Origin of the sequence: Kitasatospora sp. NPDC057940 (genome assembly GCF_042887425.1) — a bacterium.
Taxonomy (GTDB): domain Bacteria; phylum Actinomycetota; class Actinomycetes; order Streptomycetales; family Streptomycetaceae; genus Kitasatospora.
The window spans coordinates 18,968-41,444 of sequence record NZ_JBHVPH010000024.1; the positions used below are offsets into that span (position 1 = coordinate 18,968).

At 74.5% G+C, this 22,477-nt stretch carries 20 protein-coding genes and 1 pseudogene; 14 read left to right on the plus strand and 7 right to left on the minus strand.

Annotation, left to right across the window (positions count from 1 at the left end; genetic code table 11):
• The first annotated feature begins 56 nt into the window (after positions 1-56).
• Both ACFVTF_RS28995 and ACFVTF_RS29000 read left to right on the plus strand, forming a co-directional pair.
• Positions 57-803, plus strand: coding sequence for an SDR family NAD(P)-dependent oxidoreductase (locus tag ACFVTF_RS28995; RefSeq protein WP_371515417.1), 747 nt, complete (start codon positions 57-59; stop codon positions 801-803).
• A gap of 49 nt (positions 804-852) precedes the next feature.
• Positions 853-1,506, plus strand: coding sequence for a GntR family transcriptional regulator (locus tag ACFVTF_RS29000; protein WP_350884929.1), 654 nt, complete (start codon positions 853-855; stop codon positions 1,504-1,506).
• Between the two features lie 26 nt (positions 1,507-1,532).
• Here ACFVTF_RS29000 and ACFVTF_RS29005 read toward each other — a convergent pair whose 3' ends face one another.
• A complete protein-coding gene (locus tag ACFVTF_RS29005; RefSeq protein ID WP_371515418.1) occupies positions 1,533-2,270 on the minus strand; it encodes an MgtC/SapB family protein in 738 nt (245 codons plus the stop codon).
• 115 nt (positions 2,271-2,385) lie between these two features.
• Complete coding sequence (locus ACFVTF_RS29010; protein ID WP_387817352.1) at positions 2,386-3,045, minus strand: ScbR family autoregulator-binding transcription factor; 660 nt, start codon at positions 3,043-3,045, stop codon at positions 2,386-2,388.
• A 114-nt stretch (positions 3,046-3,159) separates the two neighbouring features.
• Here ACFVTF_RS29010 and ACFVTF_RS29015 point away from each other — a divergent pair, with 114 nt between their 5' ends.
• A complete protein-coding gene (locus ACFVTF_RS29015; protein WP_387817353.1) occupies positions 3,160-4,101 on the plus strand; it encodes a ScbA/BarX family gamma-butyrolactone biosynthesis protein in 942 nt (313 codons plus the stop codon).
• A gap of 251 nt (positions 4,102-4,352) precedes the next feature.
• Entirely contained in the window at positions 4,353-5,045 is a 693-nt protein-coding gene (locus tag ACFVTF_RS29020; RefSeq protein ID WP_387817354.1) for an HAD family hydrolase, read from the plus strand.
• 232 nt (positions 5,046-5,277) lie between these two features.
• On the opposite strand, the pseudogene dhaL reads toward ACFVTF_RS29020, so the two are convergent.
• Positions 5,278-5,934: pseudogene (gene dhaL, locus ACFVTF_RS29025) on the minus strand (dihydroxyacetone kinase subunit DhaL); the annotation flags it as partial.
• Positions 5,931-6,968, minus strand: coding sequence for a dihydroxyacetone kinase subunit DhaK (locus ACFVTF_RS29030; RefSeq protein WP_387817355.1), 1,038 nt, complete (start codon positions 6,966-6,968; stop codon positions 5,931-5,933). The pseudogene dhaL and the gene ACFVTF_RS29030, both read right to left, overlap by 4 nt.
• 351 nt (positions 6,969-7,319) lie before the next feature.
• On the opposite strand from ACFVTF_RS29030, the gene ACFVTF_RS29035 reads away from it, so the two are divergent.
• The 5 genes from ACFVTF_RS29035 (at position 7,320) to ACFVTF_RS29055 (ending at position 13,103) form a co-directional block, all read left to right on the plus strand.
• On the plus strand, positions 7,320-7,412 hold the full coding sequence (locus ACFVTF_RS29035; protein WP_317620150.1) for an Ms4533A family Cys-rich leader peptide: 93 nt from the start codon (positions 7,320-7,322) through the stop codon (positions 7,410-7,412).
• A 144-nt stretch (positions 7,413-7,556) separates the two neighbouring features.
• Positions 7,557-9,275: an ABC transporter substrate-binding protein gene (locus ACFVTF_RS29040; RefSeq protein ID WP_363622946.1), complete on the plus strand. Its 1,719-nt coding sequence runs from the start codon at positions 7,557-7,559 to the stop codon at positions 9,273-9,275.
• Positions 9,276-9,307: 32 nt separating this feature from the next.
• Positions 9,308-10,387, plus strand: coding sequence for an ABC transporter permease (locus tag ACFVTF_RS29045; RefSeq protein ID WP_387817356.1), 1,080 nt, complete (start codon positions 9,308-9,310; stop codon positions 10,385-10,387).
• Positions 10,384-11,373, plus strand: coding sequence for an ABC transporter permease (locus ACFVTF_RS29050; protein WP_371515425.1), 990 nt, complete (start codon positions 10,384-10,386; stop codon positions 11,371-11,373). Before ACFVTF_RS29045 ends, ACFVTF_RS29050 begins: the two co-directional genes overlap by 4 nt.
• Before the next feature lie 11 nt (positions 11,374-11,384).
• Entirely contained in the window at positions 11,385-13,103 is a 1,719-nt protein-coding gene (locus ACFVTF_RS29055; protein WP_387817428.1) for an ABC transporter ATP-binding protein, read from the plus strand.
• 78 nt (positions 13,104-13,181) lie between these two features.
• Here ACFVTF_RS29055 and ACFVTF_RS29060 read toward each other — a convergent pair whose 3' ends face one another.
• Complete coding sequence (locus tag ACFVTF_RS29060; RefSeq protein WP_371522515.1) at positions 13,182-13,709, minus strand: NUDIX hydrolase family protein; 528 nt, start codon at positions 13,707-13,709, stop codon at positions 13,182-13,184.
• Positions 13,710-13,995: 286 nt separating this feature from the next.
• Here ACFVTF_RS29060 and ACFVTF_RS29065 point away from each other — a divergent pair, with 286 nt between their 5' ends.
• From ACFVTF_RS29065 to ACFVTF_RS29080, 4 genes are all read left to right on the plus strand, one after another.
• Positions 13,996-14,814, plus strand: a complete 819-nt coding sequence (locus tag ACFVTF_RS29065) for a BTAD domain-containing putative transcriptional regulator (RefSeq protein ID WP_371515426.1) — start codon at positions 13,996-13,998, stop codon at positions 14,812-14,814.
• Positions 14,815-14,911: 97 nt separating this feature from the next.
• Positions 14,912-15,700, plus strand: coding sequence for an SDR family NAD(P)-dependent oxidoreductase (locus ACFVTF_RS29070; protein ID WP_371515427.1), 789 nt, complete (start codon positions 14,912-14,914; stop codon positions 15,698-15,700).
• A 62-nt stretch (positions 15,701-15,762) separates the two neighbouring features.
• On the plus strand, positions 15,763-18,087 hold the full coding sequence (locus ACFVTF_RS29075; RefSeq protein WP_387817357.1) for a condensation domain-containing protein: 2,325 nt from the start codon (positions 15,763-15,765) through the stop codon (positions 18,085-18,087).
• A 190-nt stretch (positions 18,088-18,277) separates the two neighbouring features.
• Positions 18,278-18,763 (plus strand): SRPBCC family protein, encoded by a 486-nt coding sequence (locus ACFVTF_RS29080; protein WP_387817358.1) that lies wholly within the window; start codon positions 18,278-18,280, stop codon positions 18,761-18,763.
• Between the two features lie 120 nt (positions 18,764-18,883).
• Here the strand turns inward: ACFVTF_RS29080 and ACFVTF_RS29085 are convergent, their stop codons facing one another.
• Entirely contained in the window at positions 18,884-20,470 is a 1,587-nt protein-coding gene (locus tag ACFVTF_RS29085) for an FAD-dependent monooxygenase (protein WP_387817359.1), read from the minus strand.
• A 76-nt stretch (positions 20,471-20,546) separates the two neighbouring features.
• Between ACFVTF_RS29085 and ACFVTF_RS29090 the strand changes: the two genes are divergently transcribed.
• On the plus strand, positions 20,547-21,089 hold the full coding sequence (locus ACFVTF_RS29090; RefSeq protein WP_387817360.1) for a CGNR zinc finger domain-containing protein: 543 nt from the start codon (positions 20,547-20,549) through the stop codon (positions 21,087-21,089).
• Between the two features lie 103 nt (positions 21,090-21,192).
• On the opposite strand, the gene ACFVTF_RS29095 is transcribed toward ACFVTF_RS29090, so the two are convergent.
• Positions 21,193-22,446, minus strand: coding sequence for an MFS transporter (locus tag ACFVTF_RS29095; protein WP_387817361.1), 1,254 nt, complete (start codon positions 22,444-22,446; stop codon positions 21,193-21,195).
• Positions 22,447-22,477: the final 31 nt, after the last annotated feature.

Genomic DNA, 22,477 nt, shown 5'->3' on the forward strand with positions numbered 1-22,477 from the left:
CCGCCTGACCAACTCGACCTCCCCAACCAGCCTGACCCCCTGAAGAGGAGCCCCCAGTGATCGACCTCCACGGCAAGCGCGCCATCGTCACCGGCGCCGCCTCCGGCATCGGCCGGGCCACCGCCGCGCTGCTGGCCGAACTCGGCGCGGCCGTCGTCCTCGCCGACCTCGACGCCGACCGCGGCGAGCAGGCCGCCAAGGAGACCGGCGGCACCTTCGTCCGCTGCGACGTCTCCCAACGCGCCGACTGCGAGCGGGCCGTACGCACCGCCGTCGACCTGCACGGCGGCGTCGACGTGCTGTTCAACAACGCCGGGATCATCCGCCGGTCCACCGTCTGCGACATCACCGACGACGACTGGGACCTGGTGATGGCCGTCAACATCCGCTCCGTCATGCTGCTCAGCGGGCTGGTCGTGCCGCTGATGGCCGCGAACGGCGGCGGCAGCATCATCAACACCGGCTCCGGCTGGGGCATCCGGGGCGGCGGCCGGGCCGTCTCCTACTGCGCCTCCAAGGGCGCCGTCGTCAACATGACCCGGGCCATGGCCATCGACCACGGCCCCGACAACATCCGCGTCAACTGCGTGTGCCCCGGCGACACCAACACCGGTATGCTCGCCGAGGAGGCCCGCCAGCTCGGCGAGAGCCCGGACGCCTTCTACGCCGACGCCGCCGACCGACCGCTCGGCCGCATCGGCCAGCCTCGGGACATCGCCCAGACGGTCGCCTTCCTCGCCAGTGACGCCTCCACGTTCGTCAGCGGCGCGATCATCGCCGTGGACGGCGCCGGGACCGCCTGACCAGTCGCCCGGCCGGTACGCTACGGACCGAGGAAGAAGGGAAAGCCCGATGGCGATCGAGCGGCGTCCGCTGCGCGAACAGGTGAAGGACGAACTCCTGGAGCGGCTGGGCCACGGCCGGTTCACCCCCGGCGAGTCGATCAACGAGGTCCACCTCGCGGAGGAACTGGGCGTCAGCCGCACCCCGTTGCGCGAGGCGCTGATCAGTCTGGAGCGCGAAGGCATCATCACCAGCGAGCGCGGCAAGGGCTTTCGCTTCGCACCCACCGGCCGGCAGGAGTTCCTCGACCTCACGGCCATCCTGATCGCCCTGGAGTCGCTGGCGCTGCGGACCTCCGACCGCGCGCACCTCTCGGCCATCGCGCCCCGGCTGCTGGCGGAGGCCCGCGCCTTCTCCGCGCCCCAGGCCCCGCACGGCACCATAGAGCGCTACGACGACGCCTGGCACGCGCTGTTGCTCTCCGGCTGCTCCAACACCCGGCTGCGCGAGCTGATCGACTCGCTCAAACTCACCCTCCACCGCTACGAGCGGGTGGTCGTCGGGGACCACGAGATCCTCGAACGCGCCGCCGAGGAGCACGAGCGGATCGCCCAGTGCCTCCTCGACGACGACGTGGAGCAGGCCGTCGCCGCCCTGGAGGCGAACTGGACCAGCGGCATGGAGCGGATCATGGAGCGCCTGCCGGCCCTCGGCGTCCGCTGACGCGCCCTCCCCCCGCGGCCGGGACGTCACTCCTCGTCGGACCGGCCGCGGACGCAGGTCAGCACGCCCGCCACGGCCGCGATCTGCGCGGTGAGCCCGCCGGCATCGCCCTGCCCCTGCACCGACAGGGCGATCTCGACGGGCTTGTCGGTGGCCTCGCCGGGCAGTTCCCCGTCCGTGCCGGACAGCGTGCGCAGCTCGAAGACGGCGAATCCGGCCCGGGTGCACTGGTCCAGCACGTCCCGCAGCACCCCCCTGCCCGGGCGGTAGACGATGCGGTACGAGACCGCCGGCCGGTGCAGCGCGGGCAGGCGGTTGAGCAGCGGCCTGATCGCGTAGGACGCGAGGAAGTACGCCGCGACGGTCAGCGCCGCGAGCAGCGGCAGGCCCGCGGCCGCGGCGGAGCCCACCGCCGCGGTGAGCCAGATCGTCGCCGCCGTCGTCAGCCCCTGCACCCAGCCCCGGTGCACGAAGATCACCCCGGCGCCGATGAAGCCCAGCCCCGACACGATCTGCGCGGCCATCCGCGACGGGTCCAGCTCGACGGTGCCCGCGCTCACCACGTCGGCGAAGCCGTACTTGCTCACCAGGGTGAACAGCGCCGCGCCGCTGCCCACCGTCGTGTACGTCCGCAGGCCCGCGGACTTCTGCCGGATCTGCCGCTCGACCCCGATCAGGCCGGAGAGCAGGAAGGCGAACAGGAACTCCAGTACCTGGACCGACCCCTGACCGGACGGCCCGGCCGCCCATTGAACCGTTGCCATAGCCCTGACGCCTCTTCTCCGCCGCTCACCGCCGGCCCCGGACGTGGTGATTCATGCTAGGGCCCGGTGCCCGGCGGCGTGGCCTCCTCCCGGCAGGCCGGGGGTCGATTCCGCGTCAATTCCCGGCGGGCCCCCACCCGTCGGCGCGCACGGACGGCCTGGGCCGGACCGAGGCGAGCAGGGCGGCCGGGTCGGGGTTCTTCTGGAGCCCCGGCAGCAGCAGTTCCCACAGGTCGCACAGGCGCCCCTCGATGGTGCGCCGTCCGTCGATCGCGTCGGAGACGGTGTGCAGCCCGAAGAAGGCGCAGATCACGCCGTGGGCCGCGGTCGACGGGTCGACCCGGGCGGCGAGCTCGCCCTCGCCGCCCGCCCGTTCGAGCAGGACGCGGACGGTGTCGATCCACCCCACGAACGGCACCGGGAGGTCGGCGTCGATGGCCGCGCGCTCGGACCAGAGCCGGGCGCCGGCCCTGACCACGACGTCGTCGCGGAAGGCCCGCGCCACCGCGAAGCTCAGCCGGACGAGTTGCTCCAGCGCCGGCACCGGCGTCCGGGTGTGGCGCGCGACGAGCTCCGGCCAGGTGGCGAAGTGCGCTTCGATCACGGCGCGGGCCAGGTTCTCCTTGCTGGTGTAGTGGAAGTAGATGGCCCCGCTCGTCCTGCCGGAGGCCGCGCTGATGTCGCTGATGCTCGTGCCCGCGTACCCGCGTTCGTCGAACAATCGCGCAGCTGATTCGAGGACTGACCTCCGTGTCGTCTCCGCCCGATTCTGCACGCGCCTCTGCCTTTTCAAGATCACCCCGGCTTTTCGCACGCACTGTAGTGATCCGCGGGCCGGAGCGCCAACTGACGACATGCGAAACCAAGGAGATTGATATTTTCTGTAAATATGAAGATGCTGGATTTCCTCCCCTCCTCGGCGGCCCGGCATCCTGCCCGACCGCTCAGCTGGTCCCGCACGGTCCCCCGTGAGCTGGTCCACCGCGCCGCCGTGGCGGAGGTGCTGCTGACCGACGTCCGGGCCCGAGGCGGCGACCGCTTCGAGGCGGCGGCCCAGTGGCCCCGCTCCCACCCCACCTTCCCGCGCGGACGCGGGGACCGGCACGACCCGCTGCTCGCCGTGGAGACCGCCCGTCAGCTGGGCATCTACCTGCCGCTGCGCCACTACGGCGTGCCGGCCGACGCGCACCTGCTGATCACCGACGTGTCCTGCCGGGTCGACCCGGCGACCGAGCCGCGCGGCGACGGCCCGGCGGCGGTCCTCTGCCGGGCCCAGGTGCACGACCTGCGGACCTCGGCCGGAAACCACCGGCCCACCGGCATGCGGCTGCGGGTCGAATGCTCCGCGCGCGGCGTGGTGTTCGCCCGGATCGAGGGCGGCACGCGCTTCGTCGAACGGCCCGCCTACCCGGTTCTGCGCGGCACCGCGCTGGCCGGGGATCCCGCGGACTCCGGCCCGCCCCCCGACCCCCCGTCACCGGCGGAGGTCGGCGTCGCCCTGCCCTCCGACGTACTGGTGACGCGTACGGCCGACCATTCGTGGGCGGACGGCCCGCTCCTGATCTGCCCGGCCGATCCGGCGCACCCGTTCTTCTTCGACCACCCATCCGACCACATGCCCGGCATGGTGCTGCTGGAGGCGGCCCGGCAGGCCGCGGCACTGCGGAGCGCGGGCCGGCTGTCGCACCCCGTCGAGTACCGGATGAAGGCCGTGCGGTTCACCGAGTTCGCCCCCCTCCCGGAAGTCGGCATCACCGAGTACGAGCATTTGTGCGTTTTTCATATTCGTCAGAACGGTCATATCACCGCCGTGGGGTCGTTGGGCTATTGAAGTAAAGACCCGGCAAATCTAGGGCCGCCAAGTTTGACCGCGAAACATATCGATCGTAACGTTGCGATCGTTATGTTCCGGGTCGTTTTCTCCGGCCCGGACGTCGAGGCGCGTCGTTTTGCCGCACTCCAGATTCCGGCCCCGGACAGGTCGGCAAGCGGCGACGGCCCCAGGCCGTGGCCGCCCCCCCCTCGTCCCGACGCGCACTCCGGCGAATCCCACAGAGCCAATCCCACCTGAAGGGCGTAGGCATGACCGTGGAGAGAATCAACGACTGGACCCCTGCAGCCGTCGTCTTCGACTGCGACGGCACGCTGATGGACACCGAGTCGCACTGGCACCAGGCCCGTGCGGAGGTGCTGCGGGGCTACGGACTCACGGCCGGACCGGAGTTCACGGCGCGCGCGGCCGGGCTGCACTACTCGGACTGCGGGCGGCTGATGGCCGAGACCGCCGGCGACCCCTCGCTGGCACCGGAGCTGACCGACCGGCTGCTGGCGAGCTTCCGGACGCTCGTCGACGCCGACCCGGTCCCGATGCCGGGCGCGGCCGAACTGGTCGGCCGGCTCAGCGGGTTCGTCCCGCTGGCGGTCGCCAGCAACTGCCCGCGCGACGTGATCGAGGCCGGGCTCGGCGGCGCCGGACTGCTCGAACACTTCGAGCACATCGTGGTCCCGGCCGAGGGGATCGGGCCCAAGCCGGCACCGGACGTCTACCTGACCGCCGCCCGGCTCTGCGGCGCCGAGCCCACCGACTGCCTCGCCGTGGAGGACACCTTCTGCGGCATCCGCGCGGCCGTCCTGGCGGGGCTGCGGGTGATCGGTGTCGGACCGCACCCGTCGGCCGAGGCGCGGGAGGCGGTCGACCTGTGGGTCGCCACCCTGGGCGAGCCGGGACTGCTCGACTGGGTCCGGCGCCGGAGCGCTCTCGCCCTCACCAGCTGAGCAGCCCCCGGCCGAGCAGCCCCCGGCCGAGCAACGCCCGGCCGAACAGCACCCGGCGGAGCGCAGGCCGGACGGGGAACCGGCCAGGCGCTCACGGTCCGGCGGGGGCCGGCTCGGGGCCGCACAGCGGGTCGGGCCCGCCGAACGCGGTGTCGGCGGGCGTGACGTCGGTGGACGTGACGTCGGTCGGCGCGGTGTCGGCGGACGCGCGGTCAGCAGCGCTGTCGTCGCGCAGCACGCCGTCCAGCGTCCGCGGCACCGCGTGCGCCGAGGCGAACAGCAGCGCGATGCCCACGGCGCCCGGGTCGGGCACTCCCGAGGCCCGTTCGCCGAGATAGCTGGCCCGGCCGCGGCGGGCCCGCAGGGCCCTGGTCCGGCGGACGCCCGCCGCGGCGGCGGCGGCGGCCGCCGCGAGGCAGTCGTCCGGGCGGGCATCGGGAGTGCAGCCGCGCAGGGCCAGTGCGGCCGGGTGCAGGGCGTCGACGAGCGTCTTGTCACCCGGCCGCGCCTCCCCCACCCGTTGGACGGCCTCCAGTGCCGCCGTCGCTCCCCGGGCGAGGGCCGGGCCGGTCAGCGGGCCGGTGCCGACGGCCGCCGCCAGCTCCTGGAGCACCAGGCCGAACAGCGGCCCGCTCGTCCCGCCGACCTCGTCCAGGAACGCGCCCGCCGCCGCGCCCAGCGGTACCGCCGCGGCCTGGCGCCCCGGTGGCAGCCGGTCCAGCGCGGCCAGGGCGCACCGCACTCCGGTGAGCAGGTTGACGCCGAAGTCGCCGTCCCCGGCGGCCTGGTCGAGCCGGGTGAGCTCCTCCTCGGTGACCGCGACGGTCTCCGCGAACCGCCGCATCCAGCCCGCCGTGAAGAGGCCGTCGAAGGCCTTCGTGCCCGTCATCTCCTGACCTCCTGGTGACCGGGGGCCGGCGCCGATTGCGCGACCGGCCAGGCCGCCGTGTACGCGGGGGCGTCGAGCAGCGCGAGCGTCTGTTCGTCGGCGGCGAGCAGGGTGATCGAGAACCCCCGCATGTCGAGGGCGGTGACGTAGTCGCCGACCAGGCTGCGCGCCAGGCGGCGCCCGCCGGCGTCCAGGACGGCGGCCAGTTCGTACAGGACCGCGTACAGCTCCAGGCCGGTGGTCGCGCCCAGCCCGTTGACCAGCGCGACCAGGGGGGCGCGGGCCGGGCGCAGCGCCTCCAGCAGGCGCAGCGCCATCCGGCCCACCAGCACGGCCAGCGGTTCGCACTCCAGGGAGAGTTCGGCCCGTTCGCCGTGGATGCCGACGCCGAACTCGACCGTCCGGTCCGACACCTCGAAGGCCGGCCGGCCGGTGGCCGGGGAGGTGTGTGCGGCGCCGGCCACCGCGATGCTGCGGCAGCGCCCGGACAACTCGGCTCCCAGCAGGGAGAGTTCCGCCAGTCCGAGCCCGAGGTCGGCGGCCGCTCCGAGGATCTTCTGCACCAGGACGGTGGCCGCCGTCCCGCGCCGGCCGGCGGCGACGGACTCGGACTCGGAGGCGAGGTCGTCGTCCACCAGGACCCTGGCGCACGGTATGCCCTGGCGGTGCAGCCGTTCGGCCGCGATGCCGAAGTTGATCCGGTCGCCGGTGTAGTTCTTCACGATGTGCAGGACGCCGTCCTCGCCGGCGACCGCGCGCGAGGCCTCGAAGATCTGCCGGTTGTGCGGTGAGGCGAAGATCCGGCCCGGGCAGGCGGCGTCGAGCATGCCCCGGCCGACGAATCCGACGTGCAGGGGCTCGTGCCCGGAGCCGCCGCCGGAGAGCAGTCCGACCCGGCGCCCGGGGGCCCGGTCACGGGCGCGGACGAATCCGAGGTCGGGGTCGTGGACGACGAGCGATGGGTGGGCCCGGGCGAATCCGGCGAGTGCGCTCGCCACCAGGGCGTCCTGATCGGTTTCGAGGTAAGGGGCCACGTCCGGCTCCGCTCGGTAGGGCGGCCGCGCTGCGCGCGATCGCCGATCACGTTCACCCATGGTTGGGCAGGCGCCCGCGCGCGGCAACCCGCACACGGAGGTGCGCGAGGGCCCCGGACGGCCGCCCGGCGGGCGGTTCCGGGCCTTCGGGGCTCCGGCGCCCCGCAGGGTCGCGGCACCCACTCGGGTGATGTCGTGCCCGCCGGTCCGGCGGGCACGGCCCCCGGTTTCCCCCCGGCATCCGCGCGATCTCCCGGCGCCCGGGCCGTAATCCGTTCCCGGGGTTCCCGTGGCGGCCGGATGCTATCCGGAGTTTTGACATTCCGCTTAAAGTCATACAGTCTTCTCGGCATGTCTGACCGTCACCCGATCGAGTGCGCCGCCATTGAGCTGGCGCTGATCGGCGTGGCCGCGCACTGCGTTTCCGACAATCTCTGTCGCTGAATCCGCCTGTCCCGACGCGTAGCGGTGATCGCCGCCCCGGGACGTCGCCCCTTCCTGCGGGCGCGGTGCCGCTCACTCTCCTCACGGCCTCACTGTCGCCCGCCTTCCTCCGTACACCATCGGTAGCGAAAGGCCCCCTTTCCGATGTCTCGAACCACCTTCACCCCCCGCCGCCTCGCCGCGGCGACCGTCACCGTCGCCCTCGCCGTCGGAGTGGCGGCGTGCGGACCGAAGGGCGACGGCGGTGGAAGCACCGGCAAGGACGCCGCGCCGCAGCAGGGCGGCACCCTCACCGTCCTCAACCAGAACCCGCAGGACCAGTTCGACCCCGCACGGCTCTACACCTCCGGCGGCGGCAACGTGCCCTCCCTGGTCTTCCGCACCCTCACCACCCGCAACCGGGCCGACGGCGCGGCCGGCACCAAGGTCGTCCCCGACCTCGCCACCGACACCGGCACCCCCTCGGAGGGCGCGACGGTGTGGACGTACCACCTCAAGGACGGCCTGAAGTACGAGGACGGCTCGGCGATCACCACCGCCGATATCAAGTACGGCATCGAAAGGTCATTCGCCCCCGAACTCTCCGGCGGGGCGCCATTCCTGAGGGACTGGCTGGTCGGCGCCGCCGACTACCAGGGCCCGTACAAGGACGGCCGCGGTCTGGACGCGATCGAGACGCCGGACGAGAAGACCATCACCTTCCGCCTCAACAAGCCCGAGGGCGACTTCCCGTACCTGGCCACCCAGACACAGTTCGCCCCCGTCCCGAAGGCCAAGGACACCGGGACGAAGTACCAGGAGCACCCCGTCTCCTCCGGCCCCTACCAGGTCGTCAAGAACGAGAACGACGGCGCACACCTCGTCCTCAAGCGCAACCCCAACTGGTCCGCGGCCAACGACGACCAGCGCAAGGCGTACCCGGACACCGTCGACGTGCAGTCCGGGCTCGACCCGGCGGTGATCAACCAGCGGCTCTCCGCCGGCACCGGCGCCGACGCGGCCGCCGTCACCACCGACACCAACCTCGGCCCCTCCGAGCTCGCCCAGGTGAAGGACGACAAGGCGCTCGCCGCCCGCGTCGGCACCGGCCACTTCGGCTACGTCAACTACCTGGCGTTCAACCCCAAGGTCAAGCCCTTCGACAACCCCAAGGTCCGGCAGGCCGTCGCCTACGCGCTCAACCGCACCTCGGTCGTCAACGCCGCCGGCGGCTCCTCGCTCGCCGAGGCCGCCACCACCTACCTGCCCGCCCAGGAGACCTTCGGGTACACGCCCTACGACCCGTTCCCGGCCGGTGCCACCGGCAACCCGGAGAAGGCCAAGGAGCTGCTGAAGGAGGCCGGCTACCCGGACGGCCTGACCATCACGCTCACCCACTCCACCGAATCGGGCAAGGGCTACGGCCCGAACCTGGCCACCGCCGTCCAGGACGGCCTGAAGGCGGCCGGGATCACCGTCCAGCTCGACGCCCTGGACTCCACCAGGTACTCCAAGACGATCCACACCGTCAGCACCGAACCCGGGCTCTTCCTCTCCGGCTGGGGCGCCGACTGGCCCTCCGGCGGCCCGTTCCTCGCGCCGATCTTCGACGGCCGGCAGATCGTCACCGACGGCTACAACTTCAACTCCGCGCAGCTGGACGACCCGTCGGTGAACGACGAGATCGACCAGATCAACAAGATCACCGACCACGCCGAGGCGGCCAAGCGCTGGGGCGCCCTGGACAAGCGGATCGGCGACCAGGCCCTGACCGTCCCGCTGTTCCACCCCGTCTACAAGCGGCTGTCGGGCAAGGACGTCCGCAACATCGTCATCAGCGACTGGACCGGCGTGCTCGACATCTCCCAGGTCGCGGTCAAGTAGCGGACGGGATCGGACGGATCGGTCAGACAACCATGGCTCCACAGGAACCCCGGGCCGGGGAGGCCCTCGCGGCCTCCCCGGCCGCCGGGGGCCGGACGGTGTGGCGGCGGCTGCTCGCGCGGCGCGCCGTCCTCGCCGCCGGCCTCGTCATCGTCCTGCTCGCCCTGATCGCGGCAGCGGCACCGCTGCTCAGCGCGCTCGAAGGGCAGGACCCCACCAGCTACCACAACGACCTGCTCGACTCGGCGGCCGGCGGGGTGCCCACCGGCTCCTTCGGCGGCGTCAGCGCCGAGCACTGGCTCGGTGTCGAACCCGGAACCGGGCGCGACGTGTTCGCCCGGCTGGTCCACGGCGCCCGGATCTCGCTGCTCGTCGCCGTCGGCGCCACCCTCGTCCAGGTCGCCATCGGCGTCCTGCTCGGCCTCGCCGCGGGCCTCGGCAGCCGGCTGCTCGACCAGCTGATCGGCAACACCACCGAGGTGATGCTCGCGCTGCCCTCGCTGGTCTTCGCCATCTCGCTGATGGCCGTCGTGCCCTCCGACTTCCCCCGCCCGCTCCTGCTGACCCTGGTCATCGGGCTGCTCGGCTGGGCCGGCACCGCCCGGCTGGTCCGGGCGCAGACGCTCAGCCTCCGCCAGCTCGACTACGTGGCCGCGGCCCGGCTCGCCGGCGCCACCCGGTGGCGGATCGCCCGCCGGGAGCTGCTGCCGTCCCTGGCCGCGCCGGTCATCACCTACGCCGCGGTGCTGCTGCCGTCCAACGTGATCTCCGAGGCCGGGCTGTCCTTCCTCGGCGTGGGCGTCAAGCCGCCGACCTCGTCGTGGGGCCAGATGCTCTCCGGCGCGACCACCTGGTTCCGCGCCGACCCGACGTACGTGCTGCTCCCGTCCGCACTGCTGTTCGCCACGGTGCTCGCCTTCACCGTGCTCGGCGACGCCGTCCGCACCGAGCTCGACCCCCGCGCGGCCTCCCGGCTGCGGGTCGGGACGGCGCGCGGCGCCGGCTCGTCGGGCACCGACGCGTCGGGCACCGCATCGCCGGGCAGCGGCTCGCCGGAGCCCGCCCGCCCCGGCCCGTCGGCCGCCACCGCCGCCGAGGAGGCCCCCGCATGACCCGCTTCCTGCTCCGCAGGGCCATCGGCATGGTCGGCGTCCTGCTCGCCATCTCGCTGATCGTCTACGCGGTCTTCTACATCGCCCCCGGCGACCCCGCCCAGCTGGCCTGCGGCGAGAAGTGCAGCCCCGCCCAGGTCCTCCAGGTGCGCGAACGGCTCGGCCTCGACGCACCGGTCCACCTCCAGTACGCCCACTTCCTCCAGGGCGTCGTCGCCGGCCGCGACTTCAGCGCCGGGACGGGCCTGCTGCACTGCCCGGCGCCGTGCCTGGGCGTCTCCTACCGCAGCGGCGAGCAGGTCACCGACATGATCGCCGCCCGGCTCCCGGTGACGGCCTCGCTGGCGCTCGGCGCGATGGTGCTCTGGCTGGCCCTCGGGGTCGGCACCGGGCTGCTCTCCGCGCTGCGCCGGGGCCGGCTCAGCGAGCGGCTGCTGACCGCGCTGACGCTGGCCGGCAACTCCATCCCGGTCTTCGTCATCGGCCTGGTGCTGCTCATCGTCCTGTGCGCCCAGCTCCAGTGGCTGCCGTTCCCGAGCTACGTACCGCTCACCGAGGACCCGCAGCAGTGGTTCTGGGGCCTGCTGCTGCCCTGGGTCTCGCTCGCGCTCATCGAGTCCGCCAAGTACGCCCGGCTGACCCGCTCGTCCATGCTGGAGATCCTCGCCGACGACCACATCCGGACCTTCCGGGCGTACGGCGTCAGCGAGCGGCGCCTGGTGACCAGGCACGCGCTGCGCGGCGCGCTCACCCCGGTGATCGCGCTCACCGCCATGGACCTCGGGACGATGTTCGGGTCCGCCGTGCTGACCGAGTCGCTGTTCGGGCTCCCGGGGCTCGGCAAGCTGCTGGTCAGCTCGGTCAGCCTGATCGACCTGCCGACCGTCGTCGGCCTCACCCTCGTCACCGGGTTCGCCGTGGTCCTCGCCAACGTCGTCGCGGACGTGCTCTACGCGGTGACCGATCGAAGGGTGGTCCTGACGTGAGCGCCGAACCCCTGACTCCTCCCCTGGTCGACGTCCGGGACCTGGTCGTCGACTTCCCGGTCGGCGACGGGCACGTGCGCGCCGTCGACGGCGTGGGCTTCACCCTGGAGGCCGGGCAGGCGCTCGGCATCGTCGGCGAGTCCGGATCGGGCAAGAGCACCGTCGCCTACGGACTGCTCGGCCTGCACCGCGGCACCGGCGCCCGGGTCGGCGGCTCCGTCCGGGTCGCCGGCGTCGACGCCGTCACCGCCGAGGGCGACGAACTGCGGCGGCTGCGCGGCGGGTTGGCCGCCATGGTGTTCCAGGACCCGCTCTCCGCCCTCGACCCGTACTACGCCGTGGGCGACCAGATCGCCGAGGTCGTACGGGTCCACCGGGCCGTCTCCCGCCGGGCCGCCAGGGCCCGGGCCGTCGAGGTGCTCGGCCGCGTCGGCATCCCCGATCCGGCACGGCGCGCGCGGTCGCGCCCGCACGAGTTCAGCGGCGGCATGCGCCAGCGGGTGCTGATCGCGATGGCCCTGGCCTGTGAGCCGCGGCTGCTGGTCGCCGACGAGCCCACGACCGCGCTGGACGTCACCGTCCAGGCCCAGATCCTCGACCTGCTGCACGAGTTGCGGGCCGAGACCGGGGCCGGGCTGGTCCTGGTCACCCACGACCTGGGGGTGGTCGCCGGGAGCGTCGACCGGGTGCTGGTGATGAAGGACGGCCGGGCGGTGGAACACGGCCCGGTCACCGAGGTGCTGGGCGCACCGCGCGAGCCGTACACCCGCGCGCTGCTGTCGGCGGTGCCCCGGGTCGACGCTCCGGGCGCACCGGGGGCTCCGACCGGGCCTGCCGGGCCTGCCGGGCCTGCCGGAGGCGCCGCCGCAGACGGAGCCGCCGAGCGCACCGACGGCGACGTCCTGCTCGAAGCCACCGACCTGCGCCGGGAGTTCGCCGCCCGCGGCGGCCTCACCCGCCGCGCGGCCCCCGTGGCCGCCGTGGACGGCGTCTCGCTCACCGTGCGGGCGGGCGAGACCCTGGGCATCGTCGGCGAGTCCGGCTCCGGCAAGACCACGCTCGGGCGGATGCTGGTCCGGCTGCTGGAGCCGACCGGCGGCCGGCTCCACTACCGCGGCCGGGACATCGGAGCGCTCGGGGAGAAGGAACTGCGCCCGCTCCGGGGGGAGTTGCAGATGGTCTTCCAGGACCCGGTGTCCTCGCTCAACCCGCGCCGCAGCATCGGGGAGTCCATCGCCGACCCGCTGCGGATCGCCGGTGAGAGCGACGAGCGCCGCATCCGCGCCCGGGTCGGCGAGCTCCTCGAACGGGTGGGCCTCGACGCCGACTGGTACCACCGCTACCCGCACGAGTTCTCCGGCGGACAGCGCCAGCGGGTCGGCATCGCCCGGGCGCTCGCACCGCAGCCGCGACTGATCGTCTGCGACGAGCCGGTCTCCGCGCTGGACGTCACCACCCAGGCCCAGGTGGTCGCGTTGCTCGGCGAGTTGCAGCGCGACCTCGGACTCGCGCTGGTCTTCATCGCCCACGACCTGGCCGTGGTCCGGCAGGTGAGCGACCGGGTCGCGGTGATGCGGGCCGGGCGGATCGTGGAGCACGGCGACGCCGACGCCGTGTACGACTCCCCCCAGCACGCGTACACCAAGGGCCTGCTGGCGGCCGTGCCGGTGCTGGACCCGGTCGAGGAGACCGCCCGGCGCACCGCCCGGCTGGCGTCCGCCGGGGCCTGACCGGCTCCCTGACCGACCCCCTCACCGGCTCCCGGCCGGGGCCCGCACCTCACCCGGTGCGGGCCCCGGCCGGAGTGCTCAGCTCAGGCAGCCGACGTGCGCCAGGGCCCGCTTGAGCAGCGCCCCCTGACCGCCGGGCATGTCCTGCTGCACCAGCGGGGAGGCCGCCTCCTGCGGGCTGAACCAGACCAGGTCGAGCGCGTCCTGACGCGGCCGGCAGTCGCCGGACACCGGCACGACGTACGCCAGCGACACCGCGTGCTGGCGCGGGTCGTGGAACTCCGTGATCCCCAGGGTCGGGAAGTACTCGGCGACCGTGAACGGTTGCAACGAGGCCGGGATCCGGGGCAGCGCCACCGGGCCGAGGTCCTTCTCCAGGTGCCGCAGCAGGGCGTCCCGGATCCGCTCGTGGTGCAGCACCCGGCCGGAGACCAGCGTGCGGCTGACCGTCCCGTCCGGTCCGATCCGCAGCAGGAGACCGATCTGGGTGACCTCGCCGGCGTCGTCGACGCGGACCGGCACGGCCTCGACGTACAGGATCGGCATCTTGGCGCGGGTGGTCTCCAGCTCCTCGGGGGCGAGCCAGCCTGGCGTGGTTTCCGTCATGTCAGCCATTCGCCGATCGTACGTTCCCGGGCCCCGTCCGCGCCGGGCGCCCCGCCCGTCACACCGTCGAGCGCCCGCCCGCGGCACCGGCCCGCCGCGCCGCGCCGCCCGGAGGCCCCCCACCAGAGCGCCCGGAACCGCGCTCGACGGGCACTTGAGGAATCCGGCCCCCACCCCCCGGCCCAACTAGGGTGCGACGCGTCCGCCCCACCATTCCGTCGACCCGAACAAGCAGCCGAATGACGCCCACCCGAGCGGACGCCCCGCGCCCGAGAGGAGAACCGCCATGCACCTCAAGGTCCTCGGCCCCCTCACCGCCGACCTCAACGGCATCTCCGTCGTCCCCACCGCCGCCAAGCAGCGCCAGATCCTGGCCCTCCTCGCGCTCTACCCGAACCGCATCCTGCCCACCGCCACCCTGATCGAGGAGATCTGGGGCGACGACCCGCCCAGACAGGCGCTCACCACCATGCAGACGTACATCCTGCAACTGCGCCGCCGGATCACCCAGGGCCTCGGGCCGACCCCGCACATCACCGCCAAGGACATCCTGACCACCCGGCACGGCGGCTACCAGCTCACCACCCACCCGGACAACCTCGACGTCCACACCTACAGCCTGCTCACCACCCAGGGGCAGCACGCCTTCAACCACGGCCACGACCACCAGGCCGCCACCCACTTCCGGCAGGCCCTCGCGCTCTGGCACGGCCCGGCCCTGGTCGACGTGCGGCCCGGACCGATCCTCGCCATCGAGATCATGCGCCTGGAGGAGAGCCGCCTGATCACCCTGGAACGCCGCATCGACACCGACCTGCGGCTCGGCCGGCACAACGAGCTCATCCCCGAACTCACCCACCTCACCCACCAACACCCGCACCACGAGGGCCTGCACGCCCAGGCCATGGTCGCGCTCTACCGGGCCGGCCGGCAGACCACCGCCCTCGCCACCTACCACCACCTGCGCCACCGCCTCACCACCGAGCTCGGCATCCAGCCCTCCCCGCACCTGCAACACGTGCACCACGCGATCCTCACCCTCGACCCCACCCTCAACACCCCGACCACGGCCCACCCGACCACCTACAACCTCTACCCGGCCTGAGCTCCCGCCCCGACCACCCCACCGACCCCCGACCCCGACCACCGACCACCCACCACCGGCCCGAGCTCCCAGCCCGCCCTCACCCCCAGGACCCGCCATGACCACCGCACCCGAGCAACCCCTCGCCCTGATCACCGGCGGCACCCGCGGGATCGGCCTCGCCATCGCCCGCGAGCTGGGCAGCCGCGGCCACCGACTCTTCATCTGCGCCCGCACCGGCCCGCACATCACCGACGCGCTGGCCACCCTGCGCGGCGAGGGCCACCGGGCCGACGGCACCACCTGCGACGTGCGCGACCCCACCCAGGTCAGCGCGCTGATCCGGCACGTGGTGGCCGAGCACGGCCCGATCACCGTGCTGGTCAACAACGCCGGCCGCACCGGCGGCGGGCCGATCGCCACCACCACGGACGAGCTCTGGTACGACGTCATCGACACCAACCTGAACGCCGTCTTCCTGGTCACCCGGGAGACCCTCAAGCATGGCCACCTCACCGGCACCGCGCACCCGCGGATCATCAACATCGCCTCCACCGCCGGGAAGCAGGCCGTCACCCTCGGCGCCCCGTACACCGCGAGCAAGCACGCCGTGATCGGCTTCACCCGGGCACTCGCCAAGGAACTGGCCCCGACCGGCACCACCGTCAACGCCATCTGCCCGGGCTACGTGCACACCCCGCACACCACCCGGATCCACCACGAGTACGCCACCGCGTACAACACCACCCCCGAGACCATCCACCAGCACTTCCAGACGCACATCCCGCTCGGCCGCTACACCACCCCGGAGGAGGTCGCCTCGCTGGCCGGCTACCTCACCTCCCCGACCGCCGCCAGCATCACCGCCCAGGCGCTGAACGTCTGCGGCGGCCTCGCCACCCAGTAACCCCGGCGCAACCCTGGCCGGCCCACGGGAAGGAACCGGGCTCCGGTGCCCGCTGATCAGCGATGACGAACCGTCACTTCTCCAGCGCACCCGTCACCCTGCTGGTGGCCGGCGCCCCGTCGCCCGAGCCCTGCCTGCCCGCCGCCCGCCCGCCGAGACGGCTCGACGCCGGGGCGGTCAACGCCGCGCTGGCCCGCACCGCCACCCGCCGGTGGCGGCCGCCGCAGCCGCGCGGAGCCGGCCGGCCCCCGGAGTTCCTGCTGGTCGAGCTGCAGCAGACGTACGAGGCCGACGTGCTGCGCGCCGCCCTGCGCGCCGTCGACGCGGCCGGCCCCGCTCCCCAGGACCGGGCGGACGCGCTCTGGGAGCGCACGGTGGACGGCCCCGACGGACTCGACCGGGTCCTGGCCGACCTCGGACGCGCCCTCGCCGCCGGAGCGCGGCTGCGCGCCGTCCTGGTCGAGGACCGCCGGGACGGCCTCCGGCGCCTGTTCGTCGGCATCGCCGCCGGACCGTCCGGGCGCGCCGCCGAACTCGTGGAGCGGCTGCGGGAGGCGCTGGCGCACCCGCCGGAGCCCGTCACGGTGCCGACCAGCGCGCTGCAGCGGGAGATGCTGCGCCAGGTCATCGGGCGCGCCGACCACGGCGGGCGGCACGTCGAGCAGCTGTCCTGGAACTGGCACGGGCCGCTGGACACCGACCGGTTCACCGCCGCCTGGCAGTCCGTGTTCGACCACGAGACGGTGCTGCGCGCCGCCTTCGACTGGGACGACACCGCCGGCGACCCCTGGCTGGTGCTGCACGAACGGGCCGTCCCCGACGTCACCCGGCACCCGCACGGCGCGGTCGGCTGGGACGACCTGCTGGAAGCCGACCGGCACCGCGGCTTCGACCTGCGCCGACCCGCCCTGCTGCGCGCCACCCTGCTCGACTCCGGCCCGCAGGACCAGGACGACGGGCCGGTCACCCGGGTCCTGCTCACCTACCACCACGCGATGCTCGACGGCTGGAGCGTGCGGCTGCTCCTCCAGGCCTTCTACCGCGCCTACCTGACCGGCGGCGTCCTGCCCGGCGGCGAGCGCCGCCCCGACGTCCGCGACCACGCCCGCTGGCTCGACGCCCAGGGGACCGACGCCGCCCGGCAGTTCTGGGCCACCCGGACCGCCGCCGGCGCCGTCCTCCCGCTCGCCCCCGACCCGACCCGGCGCGGCGCCGGACGCGCCCGGCGCCGACTCACCCCGTACGAGGCGGTCCGGCTGCGCGGCTGGGCGGCCGCCTGGGGGGCGGGCGAGAGCAGCGCCCTCCAGGCCGCCTGGGCACTGCTGCTCTACCGCGCGGCGCAGTCCCACGAGCAGCGCCGGCCGGCCCGGGCGGTCCGGGTCGGCTTCGCGGTGACGGTCTCCGGGCGGGGCATCCCGCTGGACGGCATCGACCGGCTGCCCGGCGCGCTGCGCAACCCGCTGCCGATCTCCGTCCGGGTGCACCCGAGCACGACGGTGCCGCAACTGCTCGCCGCCCTGCGCGACGGCGTGCTCGACCTCGCCGCCTACGAGTGGGTCTCGCCCGGACAGGCCCACCGCTGGAGCGCCACCCCGCGCGGGCAGCGGCCGCACAGCCTGGTCGTCCTGGAACACCAGCCGACCGCCCCGCACCACCTGCGGCTGGAGACCGACCTGGCCGCGCACGGCATCCACGTCGAGAACCCCGTACCGGCCGGCACCTTCACCTCGTACCCGATCACCCTCGCCGCCCACTACGACGCCACCGGCGGACTCGTCCTCACCACCACCCACGACCGCGCCCTGCTGGCCGACCGGGACGCCGTCGAACTCCTCAGCCAGAGCGCCCACCTGCTGCGCACCTTCCCCGACCTGCCGAGCGGCCTCAGCACCTCCGAGGTGCTGCGCTCCACCCTCGCCGGACACCCCGCGCCCCGACCCGGCGGGCCCGCCGACCACCCGCCGGCCCCGGACGAGCCGGACGCGCCGGACGCGCCGGGGGACGGCCCGGCCGTCCGGCTGGAGGTGCTGCGCCGGGCCGCCCGCCCCGGCGCGGGCTGGGTGCTGCTGCTGCCCCCGCCCGACGCCCCGCACACCCGCTACCCCGGCACCGCGCGCGGCTGGCCGGGGCCGCAGGCCCTCGGCGTGCTCCGCCCGGCCGCCGGCCCGCCGTCACCGGCCGCCTACCGCCCGGTCCTGGCCCCGCTGCTGGAGTCCCCGGCCCCGGTCGCCCTGGTCGCCGCGCCCGGCAGCGGCGTCACCGCCTACGAGGTCGCCCGGCTCGGCCCGCCCGCCCGCCCCCCGCTGGTCGTCCTGCTCCCCGACGACGCCGCCCCGTCCGACCTGTTCGCCCTCGCCCCCCTCCTCGGCGGCACGCCCCCGCCGTGACGTGCTGCCCGCGGGAGCAGGGCGTGTCCGACCATTCGCGTCGGATCAGCGTGCGGCGTCTGGGTGCGTGCATCGCAAGGCGGAGGAGGGAGTCCATGCGGAGTATCGGCGACCGACGACAACGCGGCGAGGTGCGTGCCCAGACGTCGCACGCCCGGCGGGAATGGTCGGACACGCCCTAGGGTGAGGCATGGCCCGCTTCGTCCTGACCCGCCGTTCGCCCCTGCCCCCGGCCGTCTGCTGGGAGCGGCTGACCGCCTGGCCCCGGCACGGGGACCGGGTGCCGTTCACCCGGGTCACCGTGGTGCGGGGCGGTGGCGGGCGGGCGGGGGACGCCATCCTGGCCCGGACGGTCATCGGGCCGTTCCGGTTCGACGACCCGATGGAGATCGTCGGCCTGACCGCCCCCGCACCCGGGCGCGACGGGCTGTGCCGGCTGGAGAAGCGGGGCCGACTGGTGCTCGGCTGGGCCGAACTGCGCGTGCGGGCCCCCGGCCAGGACGCCGGGCGGGCCGGGGAGACCGGGGCGGCCGCCTGGTCCGAGGTGACCTGGACGGAGGAGCTCCGGGTCGCGCGCCTGCCCGCGCTGCTCGACCCGCTCGTGGCCCGCGCCGGGCGCCTGGTCTTCGGCCGGGTGCTGGACCAGTTGCTGGAGCCGGGGCCCTCTACGGCCTGACGCCCCGCCAGAGCCGGTACTGCCGGCGGACGTACCCGCGCGGGTCGCCGTCGACCGTGAAGCGGTCGTGCTCCGCCGGCCTCTGGTGACGGGCCCGGCTGGTGGTGTCGGGCCGGCCGCCTACGCCGACAGGATCCGCCGCAGGACTTCCCGCAACTCGGCGTCGGCGGTGGGCGGGTGGGGCGCCTGCCAGGCGATGTGGCCGTCGGGGCGGGTGAGGAGCGCGCCGGTGGCGGGGAGGCCGGAGAGGCCGGGCCAGTCGGCGGCGGGCAGCGCCCGCAGCACGACGGGCAGGCCCGCCGCCGCGGCGGTGTCGGCCTGGTGTCGCCAGGCGGGGTCGCCGGCGGCCGTGAGCAGGGTGAAGCCGGGGCCGACGAGGTCGATCGTCGATGCCGCCCCCGGGAGTCCGGACGGGCGCAGGTGCGGGAGGCGCCCGCCGGGCCCGCCGTCGGGGTGCTCGCCGTCCGGGTCCAGCGGCGGGCGGGCGGGGGCGTCGGGGTCGGTGTGGACGGCGGTGGAGCGGTAGGCCGCGGTGAGCAGCAGCTCGTCGTCGATCCGGTAGCCGGTGCGGGCGCGGGAGTTGGCGAGGGACAGGTCGATGACCTGCCGGGCGACGGGGCGGCGCTCGGCCTGGTAGGTGTCCAGCAGCGCTTCGCCGGCCGACCCGGCCACGACCGCGGCGAGCTTCCAGGCCAGGTTGTCGGCGTCGCCGATGCCGGTGTTCATGCCGTGCCCGCCGGTGGGGGGCGTCACATGGGCGGCGTCGCCCGCGATCAGGACCCGTGACCGGCGGTAGGTGTCGGCGAGTTGGGCGTCCAGCCGCCAGGTCTGGGTGTCCCGGACGGTGACGTCGAGATCGGGCAGTCCGGCGGCGTCGCGCACCAGCCGGGCCAGCTGCCGGTGGTCGCCGAGGAGGTCGGCGAGGTCGGCGCGCCCGGGGTCGTAGGGGTGCTGGTAGATCCAGTGCCGGTCGTTGTCCACGGCCAGGAAGCCGCCGCGGCCGGGCTCGGTGAGGAAGTAGGACGCGCTGGCCCGGTCGGCGACGACCTCGCCGAGCGGCGCCTCGAAGCGGATGCTGAGGAAGTGGCCGAGGCCGGTCGGCCCTGCCATGGCGATCCCGGCGCCGGTGCGGACGGTGCTCGCCGCGCCGTCGCAGCCGATCAGCCAGTCGGCGCGCACGGCGTGCCGGTCGCCGGTGGCCCGGTCCTCCAGCACCGCGTGCACGCCCCCGCCGCCGCCTGCGGATGCGCCGGCAGCGGCGGGTTCGGTGAACTCGGTGAACGAGAGCAGCCGGGTGGCGAACCGCACGCCGTCCGGGGCGAGTTCACGGGCCCGGCGCAGCAGCACGGCTTCCAGGGCGTCCTGCGAGCAGATGAGCCCCGGCGACGGGGTGCGCTCGGCGCCGCCGTCCGGGGCGGCGGCCACGCCGGTGCGTACGAAGTCCGGGTCGACGAGGTCGCGGCCGCGGTAGAAGAAGACGTGCGAGGCCGGGAGCCCGGCCTGCCGGATGTCGGCCTCCAGGCCGAGCCTGCGGAAGATCTCCATCGAACGCGCGGACACGCCACGGGCCTTGGGGTGGCGGGAGGTGCCCTGGTGCGCCTCGACGAGCAGGTGCGGCACGCCGTACCCGGAGAGCAGGAGCGACATGGTCAGGCCGACCGGGCCTGCGCCGACGATCAGGACGGGCGTCGTTGCCGGGAATCGCATGCCACTCCTTCGTAACGCCTAATTTTGATTTTCGACGTTACCATGGGGTGGGCAAACGATCGGAAGGGGCACACCCATGACCCAGGACCACGACGGCGGCAACCCCCGCGGCCTCCACTTCGTCACCGAGCTCGCGAACACCGTCCGCGCCGACCCCGAAGCGGGCGCCGCCGACCTGCAAGCCCTCCTGGAACGCCACGGAGGCCCGCCCTTCCGCCTCACCGAAGCCGACGCCCGCGAGCTGCTCGGGGCCACCGCCCCGCTGATCGGCATCCTCGCCCTCCACGACGAGGACGAGGCGGCCGAGGCGATCAACGCCCTGCTCGACCACTACCCGGCCCGCCCCCGCCTCGTCCGCCTCCCCGGCCGCCCCTGGTCGATGCACACCCAGGCGCCCCCGGCCGCCGGCCTCACCCACTGGCTGCTCTCCACCTCCGCGCTGGCCCTCGGCCTGTGGCTCAGCGAACGCGGCACCTGCGCCTGGGGCGAGTGCGCCGCCCCCGACTGCGACCGGTTCTTCATCGACACCGGCCGCCGCACCCCGCAGCGCTTCTGCACCCCGCGCTGCGCCACCCGGGTGCGGGTCGCCGCCCACCGGGCCCAGCGCGCCACCGGCTGACGGCCCGACGGCCCGCCCCTCCCCCACCGGTCCTGCCGGCCGGGCGTCCGGATTCTCCGCCTGCGCCTTCCGGGGACGGCGGCCCGGCCCGGTCTCCGGGGAGTCACCGACGGGCGGGTCGCTGCTGGGCCAGGAGGACGGCGGAGGCCAGGACGGCGACCGCGGCGGCGAAGACGCCGGCGGCGGTGCGCAGTCCGACGGCGCCGATCAGCGCGCCGACGCCGACGGCCGGCAGGGCCAGCATGGTGTACAGGACGGCGAAGAAGGCCGAGACGGTACGGCTGCGGGTCTCGGGCGGAGTACGCGTGCCGATGAGCGCGATTCCGTGGCCGACCGCGACACCGGTCGACAGGCCGGCCGTCAACGCCGCGCCGAGAAGCGGCAGGAGGGAGGCGGCCGCCACGGCGGCGGCGATCAGCCCGGCCGCGACGATCAGCCCGACGCACGCCGCGGGCAGGGCGGCGCGGCCCAGCCGTGCGGCCAGGAGCTGGCCCGTACCGGTGCAGGCGAAAGCGAGGGAGACGGTTGCCGCGGCCGCCAGGTGGCTGTGGAGGTGCACGACTTCGGCCAGGAACAGCCCGGTCACCGCGGTGAGCACGCCGAGGACGGCGAACCCCGCGCCCGCGGCCAGCACGGCGCGCCGGAACTCCGTGCGGATCGCCGTGGGCACACGGGGCCCGCGGGCCGCCGAACCGGTTCCCCGCTCCCCCGGCGTCACGGTCTCGGGAGCCACGGTGAGTGCGGCCAGCGCTGCCAGCAGCAGGGCCGCGGCGACCGCCCAGACGGTTCGCAGCGGCCAGGCGGTGGTGTCGGCGAGCACGGCCGCGAGCAGCGGGCCGCAGGCCAGGCCGCCCATGTTCGCGGCGAGCGCCCGCCGCCCGGCACGGAACCGGCCGCCGGCGGGCGCCAGTTCCGCCAGGTGGGCGGTGGCGGTCCCGGTGATGAGCGCGGCGGCCAGCCCGGACAGCACCCGTCCGACCAGCAGGGCCGTCAGGTTCTCGGCGAGCAGGAACACGACGGCGGCGGCCAGGGCGGTGAGCAGCGCCGCGGCGGCAACCGGGCGGCGGCCGTACCGGTCGGAGAGTCCACCGAGTGCCAGCAGTCCCGCGACCACGGCCAACGCGTAGACCGCGAAGGCCACGGTCACGGCGAACGGAGAGAAGCCGAAGGCGCGCTCGTACAGCGGGTAGAGGGGTGTGGGCACCGTCGTCCCGGCCGTGACGGCCCAGAAGGCGCCGGCGACGGCCCAGGTACCGGCGCGCCGGCGGCCGCCGGGGACGCCCGTGCCGGGGGCGGCGGCGGTCCCGACTGCGGGCGTCGTCAGCAGGGTCGGTATCGGGGCGGTGTGGGGTTCCACGGGCCGGGTTCCTTTCGCGTGGGCGTTCCGG

What these genes read in the sequence shown, in the direction of transcription:
- ACFVTF_RS29000 (WP_350884929.1), top strand. Translation starts at nt 853, where the DNA reads ATGGCGATCGAGCGGCGTCCGCTGCGCGAACAGGTGAAGGACGAACTC.
- ACFVTF_RS29005 (WP_371515418.1), bottom strand. Translation starts at nt 2,270, where the DNA reads ATGGCAACGGTTCAATGGGCGGCCGGGCCGTCCGGTCAGGGGTCGGTC.
- ACFVTF_RS29015 (WP_387817353.1), top strand. Translation starts at nt 3,160, where the DNA reads ATGAAGATGCTGGATTTCCTCCCCTCCTCGGCGGCCCGGCATCCTGCC.
- ACFVTF_RS29020 (WP_387817354.1), top strand. Translation starts at nt 4,353, where the DNA reads ATGACCGTGGAGAGAATCAACGACTGGACCCCTGCAGCCGTCGTCTTC.
- ACFVTF_RS29035 (WP_317620150.1), top strand. Translation starts at nt 7,320, where the DNA reads ATGTCTGACCGTCACCCGATCGAGTGCGCCGCCATTGAGCTGGCGCTG.
- ACFVTF_RS29040 (WP_363622946.1), top strand. Translation starts at nt 7,557, where the DNA reads ATGTCTCGAACCACCTTCACCCCCCGCCGCCTCGCCGCGGCGACCGTC.
- ACFVTF_RS29045 (WP_387817356.1), top strand. Translation starts at nt 9,308, where the DNA reads ATGGCTCCACAGGAACCCCGGGCCGGGGAGGCCCTCGCGGCCTCCCCG.
- ACFVTF_RS29050 (WP_371515425.1), top strand. Translation starts at nt 10,384, where the DNA reads ATGACCCGCTTCCTGCTCCGCAGGGCCATCGGCATGGTCGGCGTCCTG.
- ACFVTF_RS29060 (WP_371522515.1), bottom strand. Translation starts at nt 13,709, where the DNA reads ATGACGGAAACCACGCCAGGCTGGCTCGCCCCCGAGGAGCTGGAGACC.
- ACFVTF_RS29065 (WP_371515426.1), top strand. Translation starts at nt 13,996, where the DNA reads ATGCACCTCAAGGTCCTCGGCCCCCTCACCGCCGACCTCAACGGCATC.
- ACFVTF_RS29070 (WP_371515427.1), top strand. Translation starts at nt 14,912, where the DNA reads ATGACCACCGCACCCGAGCAACCCCTCGCCCTGATCACCGGCGGCACC.
- ACFVTF_RS29075 (WP_387817357.1), top strand. Translation starts at nt 15,763, where the DNA reads ATGACGAACCGTCACTTCTCCAGCGCACCCGTCACCCTGCTGGTGGCC.
- ACFVTF_RS29080 (WP_387817358.1), top strand. Translation starts at nt 18,278, where the DNA reads ATGGCCCGCTTCGTCCTGACCCGCCGTTCGCCCCTGCCCCCGGCCGTC.
- ACFVTF_RS29085 (WP_387817359.1), bottom strand. Translation starts at nt 20,470, where the DNA reads ATGCGATTCCCGGCAACGACGCCCGTCCTGATCGTCGGCGCAGGCCCG.
- ACFVTF_RS29090 (WP_387817360.1), top strand. Translation starts at nt 20,547, where the DNA reads ATGACCCAGGACCACGACGGCGGCAACCCCCGCGGCCTCCACTTCGTC.